Below are 15,368 nucleotides of genomic sequence, written 5' to 3' on the forward strand. Positions count from 1 at the left end.
AAAATTTAGCGTAGGCTGGACAAGTAGTCCGCCGAGCTAAATTTTAGCAAGCTCCGCAAAAAGCACTCAAAAGACGAGCCGCAAATCAGAATCAATAACTCAAAAATTCTATTATTTTCTCTTCACACTCCCCGACGCTGCCGCTAAATTTACTCTCAAACTGCGATCGGTTAAACGTCCGCTGACGCTTGGCTAGCTGCGCCGTGTGCGTGCAGATGAGTTCCTCCAGCTCGGCCTCGGTTTTGATCTCGCCTCGCAAAAACTCGCCGCACTCTTTTAGACCGACCGAGTTTAGCGGCTTTGGTCGCTGCGGATATCTCGCAAACAGCTCCCGCGCCTCGTCTAGCAAACCCTGCTCAAACATCGCTCGCGTGCGTTCCTTCATGCGTCTTCTTAGCTCGTCCCTATCCCAGCTAAGCTCGAAAATCTCCAAATTTGACGCGACGGGGGCCAGGGTATTTTCACGCAGATACGCGCTCACGGCATCATCCCGCCCGCTAGAGCGCAAAAACGAGTGGATATCAAACCACTTTTGCAGACGGTAGGTGTCGTTTGCGCTAAATTTGGCGGCAAATTCGGGATCGAGGCTTGAAACGAGCTCGTAAATTTGAGCGTTGCTTAGGCCGCTCTCTACGCGCTCAAATTTAGGCGTGAGACCCGATAGCAGCGCCTTTAGATAAAATCCGCTGCCGCCGGTTATAAATAAATTTTTACCGTTTTTTTGCGCAAATTCGCGAGCCGTTTTATAAACATCAAAAAACATACCGACGTCAAAATGTTCGTCGGGCATCAGCAAATTTACCCCAAAATGCGGCACCGAGGCTAGCTCGTCCGCGCTGGGCTTAGCGCTTGCGATATCGATAAATTTATAAACGCAAAGCGAATCAAGACTCAAAATCACTCCGTTAAATTCGCTTGCTAGCTTTAGAGCGAGCGCCGTTTTTCCGCTAGCGGTGGTGCCGATGATGGCGAGTTCTTTCATAAAAATGCCTTAAAATTCGTAAATCTGCTCAAATTTTATCACAATTTACGCTTTTATAAGATAAAATAAAGCAAAAATTTTAGGAAGATTATGCAAAAATTTATAAATATTTTAAAAGATATTAACGAACTAATCGTCTTTAAGCATTCTATTTTCGCGCTACCTTTTATCTTTACCGCGATGATAACGGCGAGCGCGCAGGCAAACGGCACGGCTTGGTTTGGCTGGAAGTTGCTTATTTTAGGCGTTCTTTGCGCGGTTTCGGCGCGAAATTTCGCGATGGCTTTTAACCGCTACAAGGACGAGGACATCGACAAACTAAACCCGCGCACGGCAAATCGCCCAAGCGTGGACGGGCGTATCGGCAGGACGAATTTGCAAATTTTTATCGCGGCAAACGCCACCATCTTCGTGCTCGTCGCCTATCTCGTAAACGAGCTTGCGTTTTGGCTAAGTTTTCCGATCCTAGCGGTGCTCGGCGGATATTCGCTTTTTAAGCGTTTTAGCGAGCTAGCGCACCTAGTCCTTGGCCTCTCGCTGGGGCTTGCGCCAATCGCTGGGGCCGTCGCGGTTACTGGCGAGATACCGCTTTTTAGCATGCTGCTCTGCCTTGGCGTGATGTTTTGGGTGGCGGGATTTGACCTGCTTTATTCGCTTCAGGATATCGAATTTGACCGCGAGCACGGGCTTTTTAGCATACCTAGCGTTTACGGCGAAAAGGCTACGATGTTTATCTCGGCGATCTTTCACGCCACGGCCGTGATCTTTTGGCTGCTTTTTGCGTGGGCCGGAGGGCTTGGCGCGGCGGCCTTTGCGGGCATTTTGCTTTGCGGGGGCGTCCTAATAGCCGAGCACCGCATCGTTAGGCGGGATTTTAGCAAGATAGATCGCGCGTTTTTCACGCTAAACGGTTATCTTGGCATACTTTTTTTTGTTTTCGTTTGGGCTAGCTTATGAGACTGGTCCCGGCAAATTTAGACATAGTTTTTGAGGAAGTGGGCGAGCGCGAGAGCGAGTTTTTGCGCGAATTCGATAAGCTAAGCGGAAACGAAGACGATCCGCTGGGAGCATGGATAAAGCGCGCCAAAGCAAAGGGCGACACGAAGGAAAGCGATCAGGTGATACTGACGCTACTGATCGAGCTTCACCGTAAATTTGACGAGCTAAACGCCTACATAAAAAATGAAAAATTTATAAAGCTCGAGCTTGCTCAATCTAGCGCGCTTGACGGGATAAATTTTGAAAATTTTAGGATAAAAGAGGCTAAATTTAAAGAAGGCGCCAAGTACTACGGACGCATTTTTATGCCTATTTTCCCAAAGCGAGACGTGGCGATATTTTTTGAGGCGCTAGATGAGAAAACCGCCAAAATCACGCGCATAAACGAGAGCGACGAGAGCGACTACAACGGCTACGTGACAGCCAGAGAGCGCGCTATGATAAGAGAACTAAAGGAGATGAACGATGAGTAACGATTTGATAATATTTGTCATTTTCGGGCTGATTTTAACGGTGCTTTTCGTGCTGGTTTTTATAAAAGATTTAGAGGCCTCGAGAAAATTTTCAAGATACGAAAAAGCTATCGAAAGCCTGATACAAGAGCTTCACGCCGTAAAAAAACAGGTTGCGAATTTTAATCAAAACAGCGAACCGGCCGAATTTGACGTAGTGCAGCTAGAAAGCAACCTCGAACAGCGTCTAAATGAAAAAATAAATCAAAAAATAACTCCGATAATAAACACCCTCCAAGGCATCGAAAGCTCGATAGATAGCTTCCAAAGCCAACAACAAGATAGGCTATTTACGCTTGAAGAGCGCACAAAAAGCATTAGCAAGATCTCCGCTCCAAACGGCGAAGACGACGAAAAGCGCATAGTGCAGATGTATAGCGAAGGCAAAAGCGTCGAAAGTATCGCAAAAGAGCTGTGCGTGGGTGTGGGCAAGGTCGAGCTGACGCTAAAATTGCGGGAGCTGATATAGTGTTAAAACTCGGGCGCGAAATATAAAAAAATAACATTATTTTCATACGCGAATTTTAAAAAATTTTAAAGCTTAACTTCCTATAATGCCTTTTAACCAAATCAAAAACAATTCTTTTTGATAAAATTAAGGGCGAAAAATGTTAATAGACGGACACGGAAGAACTGTTGATTATCTGCGTATTTCTGTCACGCAAAGATGTAACTTTAGATGCAAATACTGCATGCCTAAAACTCCGTTTAGCTGGGAGCCGAAGGAAAATTTACTGAGCTTTGAGGAGTTGTTTTTATTTGTCAAAGTCTGCCTAGACGAAGGCGTAAAAAAAATCCGCATAACCGGCGGCGAACCGCTACTACGTAAGGACTTGGACAAATTTATCGCGATGATAAACGAGCACAGCCCGGACGTCGATCTAGCCATCACGACAAACGGCTTTATGCTCAAACACTACGCAAAAGCCCTAAAAAACGCGGGTTTAAAGCGCATAAATATGTCGCTTGATAGCCTAAAAACCGAAAAGGCCAAATTTCTCGCGCAAAAAAGCGTTTTACACGAGGTTTTAGCGGGCCTTGACGCGGCGCTTGAAGCCGGGCTAAAAGTCAAGCTAAACACCGTCGCGCTAAGAGGCGTAAACGACGACGAGATCGTCTCTTTGCTAGAGTTTGCGCGCTCCATGGGTTGTCAGATTCGCTTTATAGAGTATATGGAAAACATACACGCAACGGACGAGCTAAAAGGCATGAAATCGGCTGAAATTTTAGACGTTATCGCAAAAAAATATCGCTTTGAAGCGGCCGAAAAAATCCCGACGGGTCCAGCCAGCATCTACCGACTAGAGGACGGCTATACCTTTGGCGTCATCGACCCGCACAAACACGACTTTTGCGAGAGCTGCAACCGCATCCGCCTCACGGCCGAGGGACATCTCATTCCGTGCCTATACTTCGAGGATGCGATGAGCATAAAAGATGCCGTAAGAAAGGGCGATATCGCGGGCGCTAGCGAGATCCTGCGCCAAGTACTGCAAAATAAACCTAAAGAGAACAAATGGGCGATCGGCGCTCAAAACGAGACCTCAAGCCGCGCCTTTTACCAAACGGGCGGCTGAAATCAGGGCTAAATTTACACCGATTTTGACGTAAATTTGGCCCGTTTTTTTATCAAATTTAACCGCGCTTGATTTTTTCTATTTTTATCCATAAATTTACCGCCGTTTTTTATCAAAACCCGCTCAAATTTGACGTAAAATCCACCTAACTCCATAAAACTACTCTTTAAATTTTGCTATAATCGACTAAAATTAAAAGGCGAAATTTGAGTTTAAACCTAGTCGAGAGTTTTCTAAGCATTCAAGGCGAAGGCGCAAGTGGCGGCCGTTTGGCGATTTTTTTGCGTTTTGCTGGCTGCAATCTAAACTGCGCGGGCTTTGGAGTGCGCGCCGTCTCGCCCAAAACCGGCGAAACGCTAGTTGGCTGCGACACGATCCGCGCGGTTTTTACGGGACATTTTTCGTATCAAAAAATCACCCGCACCGACGAACTCATAAAAATAACGCAAAGCTTGAGCACAAATTTACGCCAAAAGCCTATCATCGTAATCACCGGCGGCGAGCCGCTGCTACATCACAAAAATCAAATTTTGCTAGATTTTTTAAATTTTGCGACTAGCGAGGGCTACGAGGCGCATTTTGAAACAAACGGTACGATCGAGGTGGATTTTGCCAAATTTGAGATTTATAAAAGATGTCGTTTTGCCGTCAGCGTCAAGCTTGAAAACAGCGGCGAAAGCGAGGCAAAACGCATAAATCCCGCCGCACTAAAAGCCATAAAACAAAACGCCGCTGGCAGTTTTTATAAATTCGTCCTAGACAAAAAAAGCGTAGAAAACGGCTCGGCAATAGCGCAAATTTCGCGTATTTTAGAGCTTTGCGACGCGGAAGTCTTTTGTATGCCACAAGGTTATGATAAAATAAGCCTCGAGCAAAACGCTAGAGCCGTCGCGCAGTTTGCGATCACTCACGGCTTTAACTACTCCGATCGCCTGCACATCAGGCTTTGGGGCGCAAAAGAAGGGGTTTAGGGCGTAAATTTGGGCGACATTACCCGTATCTTTACAGTGCAAAAACGGTAAAATTTAATAAACGGAGCTAAGATGATAATAAGAAAAATGTTTAAATTTGAAAACGCTCACATCGTTAGATTTTGTAGCTCAAAACGCTGCAAAACCAGCATCCACGGACACTCTTATAGGGCCGAAATTTTACTTGAGTCAAATTTTCTCGATAATGCGGGAATGGTGTATGACTTTGGCCTGATGAAGCGTGACATCGGCTGCATCATCGACAGCTTCGATCACTGCACGACGATATTTAGTGGAGATAGTGCCGAGTATAAAAACGATCTCAAAAAACACTCCGCGCGCTGGATCGAGATCCCGCTAAATCCCTCCGCAGAGCAGTTTTGCAGGATATTTTTCGTGATGATCGATAGGCTTTTGAAAACCACACAGATGCAAAACGGAGAGCGCGAAGTGAAGCTTCACAGCGTCATCGTCCACGAGACCGACACGGGCTATGCACAGTGCTTCAGAGAGGATGCGTACAACGCAAAAATGGGCGAGGTAAATTTAAACGAGGTCGTCTTTTCCGAGGGCGTGAGAGCCGAGTGGGAGGATGCCGAGCTGTTTGAGAAGATCAAGCTAGGCAAAAAAATAGTAAATCCAAAGGAGGTCTAGCGCAAATGAGGAAAATTTTTGCGATTTTGGCGCTGACGGCTCTAATCTTTAGCGGCTGCGATGAGAAAAAAGAGCCCACGTCGCTGGATCTTGGCGGCACCGTGCCTAGCGACGTGCCTATCGCGCAGAGCGACGCAAACGTAAGTATCGATGAAAATATGCCGCCTGAGCCGGTGCCTGAAAAATGAAATTTAACGAGCATCTCTCAGAGCTCTACGAGCTAGCGCGCTCCATCCACATCGGGCTTGCTTTTACGCTTTTAGCGCTCGTCGCGGCGCACTTTTGCCTGATAAATTTCGGCGTAAATTCGCCAGCCTATGCTAAGCGCATTAGGCTATTTTTGCCCACATACTACGCGTTTTTGACCGCGATGATGCTTACGGGGCTACTTTTGATGAGCGTTTTTTACTTTTATCCGAGCCTTAAAGCTCTCGTGATGATCGCGGTTTGGGCGCTGCTTATCGGGCTTGGCGCGATGGAGTTTAAGCGGCTAAAAACAGCGATGAAAACTAAAAATTTCGCCGATTTTAGAGCCAAAATGCGCCTAAAAATCGCGGCTGATTTTGTTTTGATACTCATTGCAAGCGGGGTGAGATGAAATTTTTATATTCAAAAGAGGCCAAAAACAAGCAAATTAGGCTTGAAGGCGAGGCATTTTTACACCTAAAGGTGAGGCGCGCTAAGGTAGGCGAGCGCATCGACGTGCGAAATTTGACCGACGGACAAAACCACATCTATGAAATCGTAAATTTAGACAAAAGGGGCGCGGAGCTAAATTTGATATTTTCGCATGACGTAGAGGCGAGAAGCAGCGATCTGACGCTAGCCTGGGCCGTCGTCGATCCAAAAACGGTTGAAAAAACGCTACCCAGCCTAAACGAAATGGGCGTTGGAAAAATAATCTTTTTTTACGGAGAATTTTCGCAAAAAAACTTTAAACTTGATTTTTTGCGGCTAGAGCGTATTTTGATAAGCTCATGCGAGCAGTGCGGACGAAACGATTTGATGAAATTTGAAATTTACAAAAGCCTAGACGAGCTAGTAAAATTTTATCCAAACGTCGCTCTTATCGACTTTGAAGGCGAAAATCTAGACGGCTATGCGGGCAAGGAAATTTTAGCGATCGGGCCCGAGGGTGGATTTAGCCAGAGCGAGCGAGAAGCAGTCGCTAAAAAATACGGGCTGAGAGCAAAAAATATTTTGCGCTCGCAAACGGCGATTTTAGGCGTAGCGGCTAAAATTTTGATTTAAATTTGATTTTTTACGAAGTTTTTTGTATAATCTCGCCTTACTTTAAATGAAAATTAAAAAATCAGACGATAAAAGGACAAAAAATGAAAAAAGAAATTCATCCGGAATTTGTTGAGTGCAAAGTAACTTGCGCTTGCGGCAACACCTTCACTACGAAGTCAAACAAAAGCGAAATCAGAGTGGATATCTGCTCAGAGTGCCATCCATTTTTCACAGGTAGCGAAAAGATCGTAGATAGCGCAGGTCGCGTCGATAAATTTAAGAAAAAATATAACTTAAAATAATCCTTTGCTATATTTCGTTCCTACGCCGATAGGAAATTTAAGCGATATCTCGCTTCGCGCTTTGAGCGTTTTGCGCGAATGCGAGATACTCTTTTGCGAAGATACCAGAATCGCAAAATCCCTCATAAACCTGCTAAATACGCGTTTTGACGCAAATATAAATATCCAAAAATTTATCCCGCTACACACGCATAACGAAGATGAAATTTTATCTAAAATCGAGCTTGAAATTTTTGATAAAAACGTCGCGTTTTTAAGCGATGCGGGCATGCCGGGCATCAGCGATCCGGGAGCCGCGCTCGTAAATTTTGCTATAAAAAACGGTATCGCGTATGAAGTATTAAGCGGCTCAAATGCCGCACTCTTAGCCGTCGTTGCAAGCGGTCTTTGCGAAAAAGAATTTTGCTTTTTAGGATTTTTACCAAACAACGGCAAAGAGCGAGCCGCGGCTATCCAAAATGCGCTAAATTCGCCGTTTCCTGCGGCAATCTACGAAAGTCCCAAACGCATACTTTCGCTTATTTTGGACTTTGCCAAACTTGAGCCGGATAGAGAAATATTTGCCATAAAAGAAGCAACAAAGAAATTTGAAACTAAATTTAGAGCCACGGCAAGCGAGTTGGCAAAAAAGCTGCAAGAGGCAAATTTGAGCGGCGAGTGGTGCGTCGTAGTGCAAAAAAATCCAAATTTTACCTTTGAGAAAATCACTCAAAACGATATTTTGGAACTTGAAATTTCACCCAAAGCCAAGTCTAAACTGCTAGCCAAAATCACAGGTCGAAACGCCAAAGAAATTTACTCCGAGCTCACCCGCTAAAACTTGCTCGCAGACTCAAACAAACAGCGAATTCATCCGAAAATTTAGCTAAATTTTACCGATTTTTAGCTATTATCAGGCGATGATAATATACGGAAAACAGCTATTTTTGCACATCATAAAAAACTACAAAAAAAGCGTCAAAACGGTCTATCTCGCCAAAGAGTGCGACAAGGCGCTATTTTCACAGATCGTAGGCGTCGGCGCGCCGATAAAGCGCGTGGATAATCAAAAAGCCCAAGCTCTCGCACACGGCGGCAATCACCAAGGCTTTTTAGCCGAAGTTGAGGAGTTTGAGTTTAAAAGTATCGACGAGATAAAAAAACAAAATTTTATAGCGATCTTATACGGACTTAGCGACGTGGGAAACATCGGAGCCATAGTCCGAACGGCGCATGCGCTGGGCTGCGGAGGCATCGTCGTCGTCGCTAAAAATTTAGCGATGGAAGGCGTGCTGCGAGCTAGTAGCGCAGCGGCCTACGAGGCAAATATAGCTCTTGTCGAAGACGGTCTTAGCTTGCTAAACGAACTAAAACAGGTCGGTTTTAAAATTTATGCCACAGCAAGCGGCGGCAAAAACGCTCACGAGGTCAAATTTAACCAAAAAGTCGCGCTCGTGATGGGTAGCGAGGGCGAAGGTTTGCACAAAAAAGTCCTTGCCAAAAGCGACGAAATAGTAGGAATAAAAATGAAAAACGACTGGGACAGCCTAAACGTCTCGGCTGCGTTTGCCATACTTTGCGATAGGATTATAAATGAATGACATAAGTTTGCTAAAAGAACTAGGGCTTAGCGAGGTCGCCAGAAGAACGCACATCGAGGCAGAATATCTAGGTTACATCGCCGATAAAAATTTTGAAAAATTGGCACGTTTTAACGTCAAGGGTTTTGTTAAAATTCTGGAGCGCGAGCTTGATATCGACTTTTCATCGTGGATGCGAGAATACGAGACGTTCATAGCCGAGCACGAGAGCGAGTTAAAGCACAAAACCATAACCATATCGCCTAAAATTCCGGCCTATACCGCAAACGATAAATCGTCCTACGGCGGTATGCTGGGCGGCATCATCGCTATTTGCGCGATCGGCGCTTTAATTTACTTTTTCGAGCCCCAAAAATACATCGGCGACCTCTCGAGTTTCTTTGAGGACAAAAACAAAAGCGTGACTTACTCCGATACAAACGTAGTGCAACAGGCGACTAAAAATTTAGACTCCATCAAAGACGCAAATATCACGATAAGTGTCTCCTCTGCTCCTAAACAAGAAGACGAGATAAATAAAATCGAAGAGAACGCTTCAAATTTTGCCGTTACCCAAGTAGAGCAACCCTTGCCAGAGTTTAATGTGGCGGTTTCTACAAGCACGCAATCAAAACCCGCAGAGCAAAACGTAAGTAAAAATTTACAGAATGAACAGGTTTCAAATTTGGCCGACGAAAATGCATCCACCGCAGTCCAAGTAACGCCTAAAAGCGGCGATGTATACCAACTAAACGGACTAAGCGAGATAAAAGTCGTTCCGCGCAGAAAAGTTTGGCTCGGCGTGATAAATTTGGACGATAACAAAAAGAAATCTCAAAATGCCTCAAATGCCGTTTCCATTGAAATAGGCAAAAAACAACTCATCGTCACAGGACACGGAGAGATAAATTTAGAAATCGGCGATCAAAATATCAAATTTAGCGGCGATAATCCAAAGCGCTTTTTGGTCGAAAAAGATAAAGTTACGCCGCTCACATACGACGAATTTGTAGCACTAAATAAGGGCAAATCGTGGTAAAAAAGCTTTTAGTTTTGACTGCTAGCGCGGCTTTTTGCCTTGCGGGCAGCGTGGTGGATATAGCAGGCGGCCTGCTCGGTCAAAATAGCACAAAAGCAACTCAGCTCTTTGGCGACGGCTCTGCATATCTAAACGCAAACGGCAAGCCCGACATTGCTAAAATTTCAAATGTTTTAAAGTCAAATTCGCTCCTACGCCTATCCTACAAACAAAGTGTAAAGGTAAATATCAAATTTATCTCGCGCCAAAACAGCCCGCTACTTATCATGAAAATCGCAAAAGACGCTCTAAATGGACTAGGCTACAACAATATCCTAACGAGCGAATTTTCTAACGCCGGCGGTGCGCTTTGGGGCGTGACGATCGACACCAAATTTATCCCAGATCCAGGCTCGCTCTACGCTGCGCTTAAAGAAAGCGGCACCGAAATAACAGATATAAACAGGGTCGGCGAGCTATCCTATGAGTATGTTATCGACACGTCAAATTCATCTATAAACCAAACTCCCGTGCAGTTTTCGCAAGAAGTCCAACTCTCAAAGCCGCTTGAGCCATATCTCATCGACGTTAGCGGCGCAAAAACCGCCACCATAGGCGCAGACGGGGAGGATCGCTGGTCGGCTATCGTGAGAATTTTGGATAAAAATTTAAATTTGCTCGAGGAAAAACGAAGCGACAAGGCTATAAATAGTCTGAAAGTTTCCTTCCCGCAAAATGCAAAATATCTGATGATCGACGATGCGGTCAGCCTAGAAAATATCAAACGAGGGCTCAAAATCTACCTAGAATAAGGAAAAATTTATGTTTGACGAGATTAGATTTAATACGATTGAAAGGCTTCCAAACTACGTATTTGCCGAGGTAAACGCCATAAAAATGGCCGCGCGCCGAGCGGGCGAAGATATCATCGACTTTTCGATGGGAAACCCGGAGGGTCGCACGCCTCAGCACATCGTCGATAAACTCTGCGAAAGCGCGCAAAAAGACAAAACTCACGGCTACTCGGCGAGTGCGGGCATATATAAACTGCGCCTAGCCATCTGTAACTGGTACAAGCGCAAATACGGCGTAAATTTAGACCCCGATACCGAGGCCGTCGCCGTTATGGGCAGTAAAGAGGGTTTTGTACATCTAGCCCAAGCGATAGTAAATCCTGGCGACGTCGCCGTAGTGCCCGATCCCGCATATCCGATCCACACGCAGGCGTTTTTATTTGCCGGCGGTAGCGTGGCAAAGATGCCGCTAAAATACAACGACAAATTTGAGCTTGACGAAAATAAATTTTTCGAAGACCTGCTTCACACGATCCGCTCAAGCTCGCCGAAACCTAAATACGTCGTCGTAAATTTCCCGCACAACCCAACGACAGTAACCGTTCAAAAAAGCTTCTACGAGCGATTAGTGGCGATGAGTAAACAAGAGCGCTTTTACGTAATCTCGGATATCGCCTACGCAGACCTTACTTTTGACGGCTACAAGACGCCAAGCATATTTGAAGTAGAAGGTGCAAAAGACGTCGCAGTCGAGTGCTATACGTTATCAAAAAGCTACAATATGGCCGGCTGGCGCGTCGGATTTTTATGCGGAAACAAACGCCTTTGCGCAGCTCTTAAAAAGATAAAATCATGGGTAGACTACGGTATGTTTACTCCGATCCAAGTCTCAGCAACCGTCGCGCTAGACGGCGATCAAAGCTGCGTCGAGGAGATCCGTCAAATTTACGAAAAACGCCGCGACGTGATGCTTGAAGCCTTTGCAAGCGCAGGCTGGGAGATGCATAAGCCAAGCTCGAGTATGTTCATCTGGGCAAAAATCCCGCCGCAAGTTGGAAACATCGGCAGCCTCGAGTTTTCAAAGCAGCTTTTAACAAAAGCTAGCGTCGCGGTGAGCCCGGGTATCGGCTTTGGCGAGGGCGGCAACGACTACGTGCGCCTCGCTCTCATCGAGAACGAAAACCGCATCCGCCAAGCGGCGCGAAACATCAAAAAATATCTGAAAGAATTTGCATGAATATAGCCATTTTAGGCGTCGGCACGGTCGGAGAAGCCGTAGCTAAAATTTTACTCCAAAACAAAAAACTAATCGCGGCAAGATGCGGCGAAGAGATAGTTCCGGTCATCGGCGTCGTTAGAAATTTAAGCAAAAAAAGAGACGTCGCCATCCCGCTCACGGACGATATAGATAGCGTCCTGGAGCGCGACGATATCGACGTTTTCGTCGAGCTTATGGGCGGCGTCGAGGAGCCTTTTAAGGTCGTTAGCAAAATTTTAGAGCGCAAAAAAGCCGTCGTAACGGCAAACAAGGCGCTACTAGCCTACCACCGCTACGCCTTGCAAAATTTGGCGCAAAATACGCCGTTTGGCTTCGAGGCTAGCGTCGCCGGCGGCATACCTATCATCAGAGCCCTTCGCGAGGGCCTTAGCGCAAATCACATCCTAAGCATCAACGGGATTTTAAACGGCACGAGCAACTACATCCTAACCTCGATGATGAGCAAGGGTTCAAATTTCGCGGACGCTCTAAAAAAAGCCCAGGAGCTAGGCTACGCTGAGGCCAATCCTACCTTTGACGTCGGAGGCTTTGACGCGGCGCACAAGTTACTGATCCTAGCCAGCATCGCATACGGCGTACACGGCAACCCCGAAGACATCCTGATAGAGGGCATCGAAGGTATCACGCCCGAGGATATCTTTTTCGCTAACGATTTCGAGTACGTCATCAAACTACTCGCCATCGCCAAAAAAACGGGAGACAAGGTCGAGCTGCGCGTACATCCGGCGCTCGTGCCCAAAGATAAAATGATAGCTAAAACAGACGGCGTGACAAATGCAGTAAGCGTAGTGGGCGACGCAGTCGGCGAGACGATGTTTTACGGTCCGGGCGCGGGCGGTCCTGCGACGGCTAGCTCGGTCATCAGCGACCTGATCGACATCGCTAGAGACGGCAAATCACCGATGCTAGGCTACAAAGCGCCGTTTGAGCTAAACGCGCTTGAGCTTTTAGATCCGAGCGAAATTCGCACGAAGTATTATTTTAGGCTTAGAGTCGAGGATAAAGTCGGCGTGCTGGCTAAAATCACGAATTTAATGAGCGAAAACAACCTCTCTATCGATAGCCTGCTACAAAAACCAAAAGACGAGAGCCCGTATGCGACGCTATTTTTCACGACGCACACGAGCGTGGAAAAGGACGTGAGGCGCACTATGGAAATTTTGCAAGAGCAAGAGTTCGTAAAAGAAAAACCTTTTATGATGAGGATAGAAGAGTAAAATTTGGGCCTTAGAGCGTATCTTTTCGGCAAGAGCTCGGAGGATCTGGCTTGCGAGTTTTTGCTAAAAAACGGCTGCGAGATACTCGCTAGAAATTTCAGCTCCAAATTCGGCGAGATCGACGTCATCGCTAAAAAAGACGGCATCTTGCGCTTCGTCGAAATCAAAGCTACGCAGGGCGACTACGAGGCAGAGTATCGCCTCACGCCCGCTAAATTTAATAAAATTTTAAAAACTATCGATTTTTATCTGTTACAAAACGGCGCAAATGCCGATTTTCAGGTCGATTTGATCGCGATAAAAAATGGCGAGATAAAGTGGATAGAAAATATTAGTTTATAAAAATTCTTATTTAGCAAAAATTTAAATACTTTCGTGTATAATTACAACTATCTTTAAAAAGGAGAATAAAATGGGAAAATACGTAGAACTAACGACTGCGAATTTCGACGTCGCTAAAGAGGGCGTCGCGCTAGTAGATTTTTGGGCGCCTTGGTGCGGACCTTGCCGTATGCTTGCTCCGGTCATCGACGAGCTAGCCGAGGAGTTTGAGGGCAAAGCTAAAATTTGCAAAGTAAACACCGACGAGGTGCAAGACCTAGCCGTAGAATTCGGCATCCGCTCGATCCCTACGCTTCTATTTTTCAAAAACGGCGAAGTCGTAGAGCAAATGGTCGGCGCACAATCAAAACAAGCCATCGCCGATAAGATAAATTCGCTTCTTTAATGGTTTTTAAACGAGGAGGAAGCCTGCTTCCTCTCACCTCCGTTTTTGCGTCTTTTATCGGTGCAGCGCTGGTAGCAGGCGTATTTGCTTACAATAATTACAGATTTTCGCAGTATAAATTCGTAAATTTTAACGAGTTGGTTTTTTACGAGCAGGCTCAAATTTTTGCACCCCAAGACGACAAATTTTTACTCGTGGTTTTTAGCTCCAACCAATCAAACTGGAGAGAAATTTTAAAAACTTCGAATAAGAATTTAAAAATCGTCGCCGTGGACTTGCTCCAAAAACGCGCGCCAAGCGAGGGAAATATAAATTTCGTCGCTTCGGATATAAATACGATTTTAAAGCTGATGCACGTCCTAAATATCACGTCTTTGCCCGCCAGCGTGGAGCTAAAGGCGCAAAAGGGCGGCATTTATAAACAAGATTCAAAAATAAATAAAATTTAAAGGAAAAAATATGTTAGATTTAGCGATCATCGGAGGCGGTCCTGCCGGACTTAGCGCGGGACTTTACGCCACTCGCGGCGGACTAAAAAACGTCGTAATGTTTGAAAAAGGTATGCCAGGCGGCCAGATCACGAGCAGCTCTGAGATAGAAAACTATCCCGGCCAAAAAGCTCCTGGCGAGAGCGGCATAGACTTCATGAGCACGTGGGTCGCACAGTGCACACATTTTGGACTAAAGCACGAGATGGCGGGCGTCGAGCGCGTGGTAAAAAACGCCGACGGCAGCTTCACGGTCAAGCTTGAAGGCGGCAAAGAAGAGCAGGCCAAAGCAGTCATCGTAGCCACCGGCTCCACTCCGCGCCGCGCAGGCTTTGCGGGCGAGGACGAGTTTTTCGGCAGAGGCGTGAGCACCTGCGCGACCTGCGACGGATTTTTCTATAAAAACAAAGAAGTCGCGGTTCTAGGCGGCGGCGACACGGCGATCGAGGAGGCCCTATATCTAGCCAACATCTGCTCGCGCGTCTATATCATCCACCGCAGAGACGAGTTTCGCGCCGCTCCAGTAACGCTAGAAAAGGCTCGCGCTAACGCTAAAATCGAGTTTATCACGAGCGCCACGATAAAGCAAGCTTATGGCGACAAAGCAGGACTTGCCGGTCTAATCATAAATACGAAAGATGGCGAGCGCGATCTAAAAGTGCCTGGCGTTTTCGTATTCGTCGGGCTTAACGTAAACAACGACGTCCTTCGCCAAGAAAACGGCGAGTTCTTGTGTGATATGGAGGCCGGTGGTCAAGTTAGCGTCGATCTAAAGATGCAAACTAGCGTGCCTGGATTATTTGCAGCGGGCGACATCAGAAAAGACGCACCAAAGCAAGTCATCGTAGCTGCAGGAGACGGCGCCGTAGCGGCCCTTAGTGCACTTAGCTACATCGAGAGCCTACACTAAGATATATCAAATTTAGCCGAGCTTTTCGGCTAATTTTTCTCTTTTTATTTCAAATTTTCTCAAATTTACCGTGTTTTATTCTGATTTCTTAAATTTGCCTTGATTTATTTTCCCCGCTTTTTCAGATTTTGCCCCCAAATTTCACT

General features: G+C 46.0%; 22 protein-coding genes. 20 read left to right on the plus strand and 2 right to left on the minus strand.

Annotated elements, in window-relative coordinates; all coding sequences use genetic code 11:
- Positions 1-91: 91 nt before the first annotated feature.
- A complete protein-coding gene (miaA, locus tag Q0314_RS05775) occupies positions 92-982 on the minus strand; it encodes a tRNA (adenosine(37)-N6)-dimethylallyltransferase MiaA (RefSeq protein WP_298057460.1) in 891 nt (296 codons plus the stop codon).
- 90 nt (positions 983-1,072) lie between these two features.
- On the opposite strand from miaA, the gene mqnP reads away from it, so the two are divergent.
- The 4 genes from mqnP (at position 1,073) to moaA (ending at position 4,070) form a co-directional block, all read left to right on the plus strand.
- Complete coding sequence (gene mqnP, locus Q0314_RS05780; RefSeq protein ID WP_298057462.1) at positions 1,073-1,939, plus strand: menaquinone biosynthesis prenyltransferase MqnP; 867 nt, start codon at positions 1,073-1,075, stop codon at positions 1,937-1,939.
- Positions 1,936-2,454 (plus strand): hypothetical protein, encoded by a 519-nt coding sequence (locus Q0314_RS05785; RefSeq protein ID WP_298057464.1) that lies wholly within the window; start codon positions 1,936-1,938, stop codon positions 2,452-2,454. The genes mqnP and Q0314_RS05785 overlap by 4 nt, the downstream gene beginning before the upstream one ends.
- Positions 2,447-2,962 carry a hypothetical protein gene (locus Q0314_RS05790; protein WP_298057466.1) on the plus strand — a complete coding sequence of 172 codons (516 nt, stop codon included), beginning with the start codon at positions 2,447-2,449 and terminating at the stop codon, positions 2,960-2,962. The genes Q0314_RS05785 and Q0314_RS05790 overlap by 8 nt, the downstream gene beginning before the upstream one ends.
- Positions 2,963-3,101: 139 nt before the next feature.
- Positions 3,102-4,070: a GTP 3',8-cyclase MoaA gene (moaA, locus tag Q0314_RS05795; RefSeq protein WP_298057467.1), complete on the plus strand. Its 969-nt coding sequence runs from the start codon at positions 3,102-3,104 to the stop codon at positions 4,068-4,070.
- Between the two features lie 14 nt (positions 4,071-4,084).
- On the opposite strand, the gene Q0314_RS05800 is transcribed toward moaA, so the two are convergent.
- Complete coding sequence (locus Q0314_RS05800; protein ID WP_298057469.1) at positions 4,085-4,225, minus strand: hypothetical protein; 141 nt, start codon at positions 4,223-4,225, stop codon at positions 4,085-4,087.
- A 51-nt stretch (positions 4,226-4,276) separates the two neighbouring features.
- On the opposite strand from Q0314_RS05800, the gene Q0314_RS05805 reads away from it, so the two are divergent.
- The 16 genes from Q0314_RS05805 (at position 4,277) to Q0314_RS05880 (ending at position 15,222) form a co-directional block, all read left to right on the plus strand.
- On the plus strand, positions 4,277-5,041 hold the full coding sequence (locus Q0314_RS05805) for a 7-carboxy-7-deazaguanine synthase QueE (protein WP_298057471.1): 765 nt from the start codon (positions 4,277-4,279) through the stop codon (positions 5,039-5,041).
- Between the two features lie 72 nt (positions 5,042-5,113).
- Positions 5,114-5,695, plus strand: a complete 582-nt coding sequence (locus tag Q0314_RS05810) for a 6-carboxytetrahydropterin synthase (protein ID WP_298057473.1) — start codon at positions 5,114-5,116, stop codon at positions 5,693-5,695.
- Between the two features lie 5 nt (positions 5,696-5,700).
- Positions 5,701-5,883 (plus strand): hypothetical protein, encoded by a 183-nt coding sequence (locus Q0314_RS05815; protein ID WP_298057475.1) that lies wholly within the window; start codon positions 5,701-5,703, stop codon positions 5,881-5,883.
- Positions 5,880-6,293 carry a hypothetical protein gene (locus Q0314_RS05820; RefSeq protein WP_298057477.1) on the plus strand — a complete coding sequence of 138 codons (414 nt, stop codon included), beginning with the start codon at positions 5,880-5,882 and terminating at the stop codon, positions 6,291-6,293. The genes Q0314_RS05815 and Q0314_RS05820 overlap by 4 nt, the downstream gene beginning before the upstream one ends.
- On the plus strand, positions 6,290-6,946 hold the full coding sequence (locus Q0314_RS05825; protein ID WP_298057479.1) for a 16S rRNA (uracil(1498)-N(3))-methyltransferase: 657 nt from the start codon (positions 6,290-6,292) through the stop codon (positions 6,944-6,946). The genes Q0314_RS05820 and Q0314_RS05825 overlap by 4 nt, the downstream gene beginning before the upstream one ends.
- A gap of 83 nt (positions 6,947-7,029) precedes the next feature.
- Positions 7,030-7,230 carry a 50S ribosomal protein L31 gene (gene rpmE / locus Q0314_RS05830; protein WP_009495090.1) on the plus strand — a complete coding sequence of 67 codons (201 nt, stop codon included), beginning with the start codon at positions 7,030-7,032 and terminating at the stop codon, positions 7,228-7,230.
- A 4-nt stretch (positions 7,231-7,234) separates the two neighbouring features.
- Positions 7,235-8,047: a 16S rRNA (cytidine(1402)-2'-O)-methyltransferase gene (gene rsmI / locus Q0314_RS05835; RefSeq protein ID WP_298057481.1), complete on the plus strand. Its 813-nt coding sequence runs from the start codon at positions 7,235-7,237 to the stop codon at positions 8,045-8,047.
- 82 nt (positions 8,048-8,129) lie between these two features.
- The gene (gene rlmB / locus Q0314_RS05840) at positions 8,130-8,810 is read left to right on the plus strand and encodes a 23S rRNA (guanosine(2251)-2'-O)-methyltransferase RlmB (RefSeq protein ID WP_298057483.1); all 681 of its coding nucleotides are present in this window, start codon (positions 8,130-8,132) and stop codon (positions 8,808-8,810) included.
- Positions 8,803-9,828 carry a phosphatidylglycerophosphate synthase gene (locus Q0314_RS05845; protein WP_298057486.1) on the plus strand — a complete coding sequence of 342 codons (1,026 nt, stop codon included), beginning with the start codon at positions 8,803-8,805 and terminating at the stop codon, positions 9,826-9,828. The genes rlmB and Q0314_RS05845 overlap by 8 nt, the downstream gene beginning before the upstream one ends.
- Positions 9,822-10,619, plus strand: a complete 798-nt coding sequence (locus tag Q0314_RS05850; RefSeq protein WP_298057488.1) for a hypothetical protein — start codon at positions 9,822-9,824, stop codon at positions 10,617-10,619. The genes Q0314_RS05845 and Q0314_RS05850 overlap by 7 nt, the downstream gene beginning before the upstream one ends.
- A gap of 10 nt (positions 10,620-10,629) precedes the next feature.
- Positions 10,630-11,838: an LL-diaminopimelate aminotransferase gene (locus Q0314_RS05855; protein WP_298057490.1), complete on the plus strand. Its 1,209-nt coding sequence runs from the start codon at positions 10,630-10,632 to the stop codon at positions 11,836-11,838.
- On the plus strand, positions 11,835-13,097 hold the full coding sequence (locus Q0314_RS05860; RefSeq protein WP_298057492.1) for a homoserine dehydrogenase: 1,263 nt from the start codon (positions 11,835-11,837) through the stop codon (positions 13,095-13,097). Before Q0314_RS05855 ends, Q0314_RS05860 begins: the two co-directional genes overlap by 4 nt.
- 3 nt (positions 13,098-13,100) lie before the next feature.
- Complete coding sequence (locus tag Q0314_RS05865; RefSeq protein ID WP_298057494.1) at positions 13,101-13,439, plus strand: YraN family protein; 339 nt, start codon at positions 13,101-13,103, stop codon at positions 13,437-13,439.
- A 70-nt stretch (positions 13,440-13,509) separates the two neighbouring features.
- Entirely contained in the window at positions 13,510-13,824 is a 315-nt protein-coding gene (gene trxA, locus Q0314_RS05870; RefSeq protein WP_009495082.1) for a thioredoxin, read from the plus strand.
- A complete protein-coding gene (locus Q0314_RS05875) occupies positions 13,824-14,273 on the plus strand; it encodes a hypothetical protein (RefSeq protein WP_298057496.1) in 450 nt (149 codons plus the stop codon). Before trxA ends, Q0314_RS05875 begins: the two co-directional genes overlap by 1 nt.
- Before the next feature lie 10 nt (positions 14,274-14,283).
- Positions 14,284-15,222 (plus strand): FAD-dependent oxidoreductase, encoded by a 939-nt coding sequence (locus Q0314_RS05880; RefSeq protein ID WP_298057498.1) that lies wholly within the window; start codon positions 14,284-14,286, stop codon positions 15,220-15,222.
- The last annotated feature ends 146 nt before the right edge of the window (positions 15,223-15,368 follow it).

Origin of the sequence: uncultured Campylobacter sp., from assembly GCF_938040115.1 — a bacterium.
Taxonomy (GTDB): domain Bacteria; phylum Campylobacterota; class Campylobacteria; order Campylobacterales; family Campylobacteraceae; genus Campylobacter_A.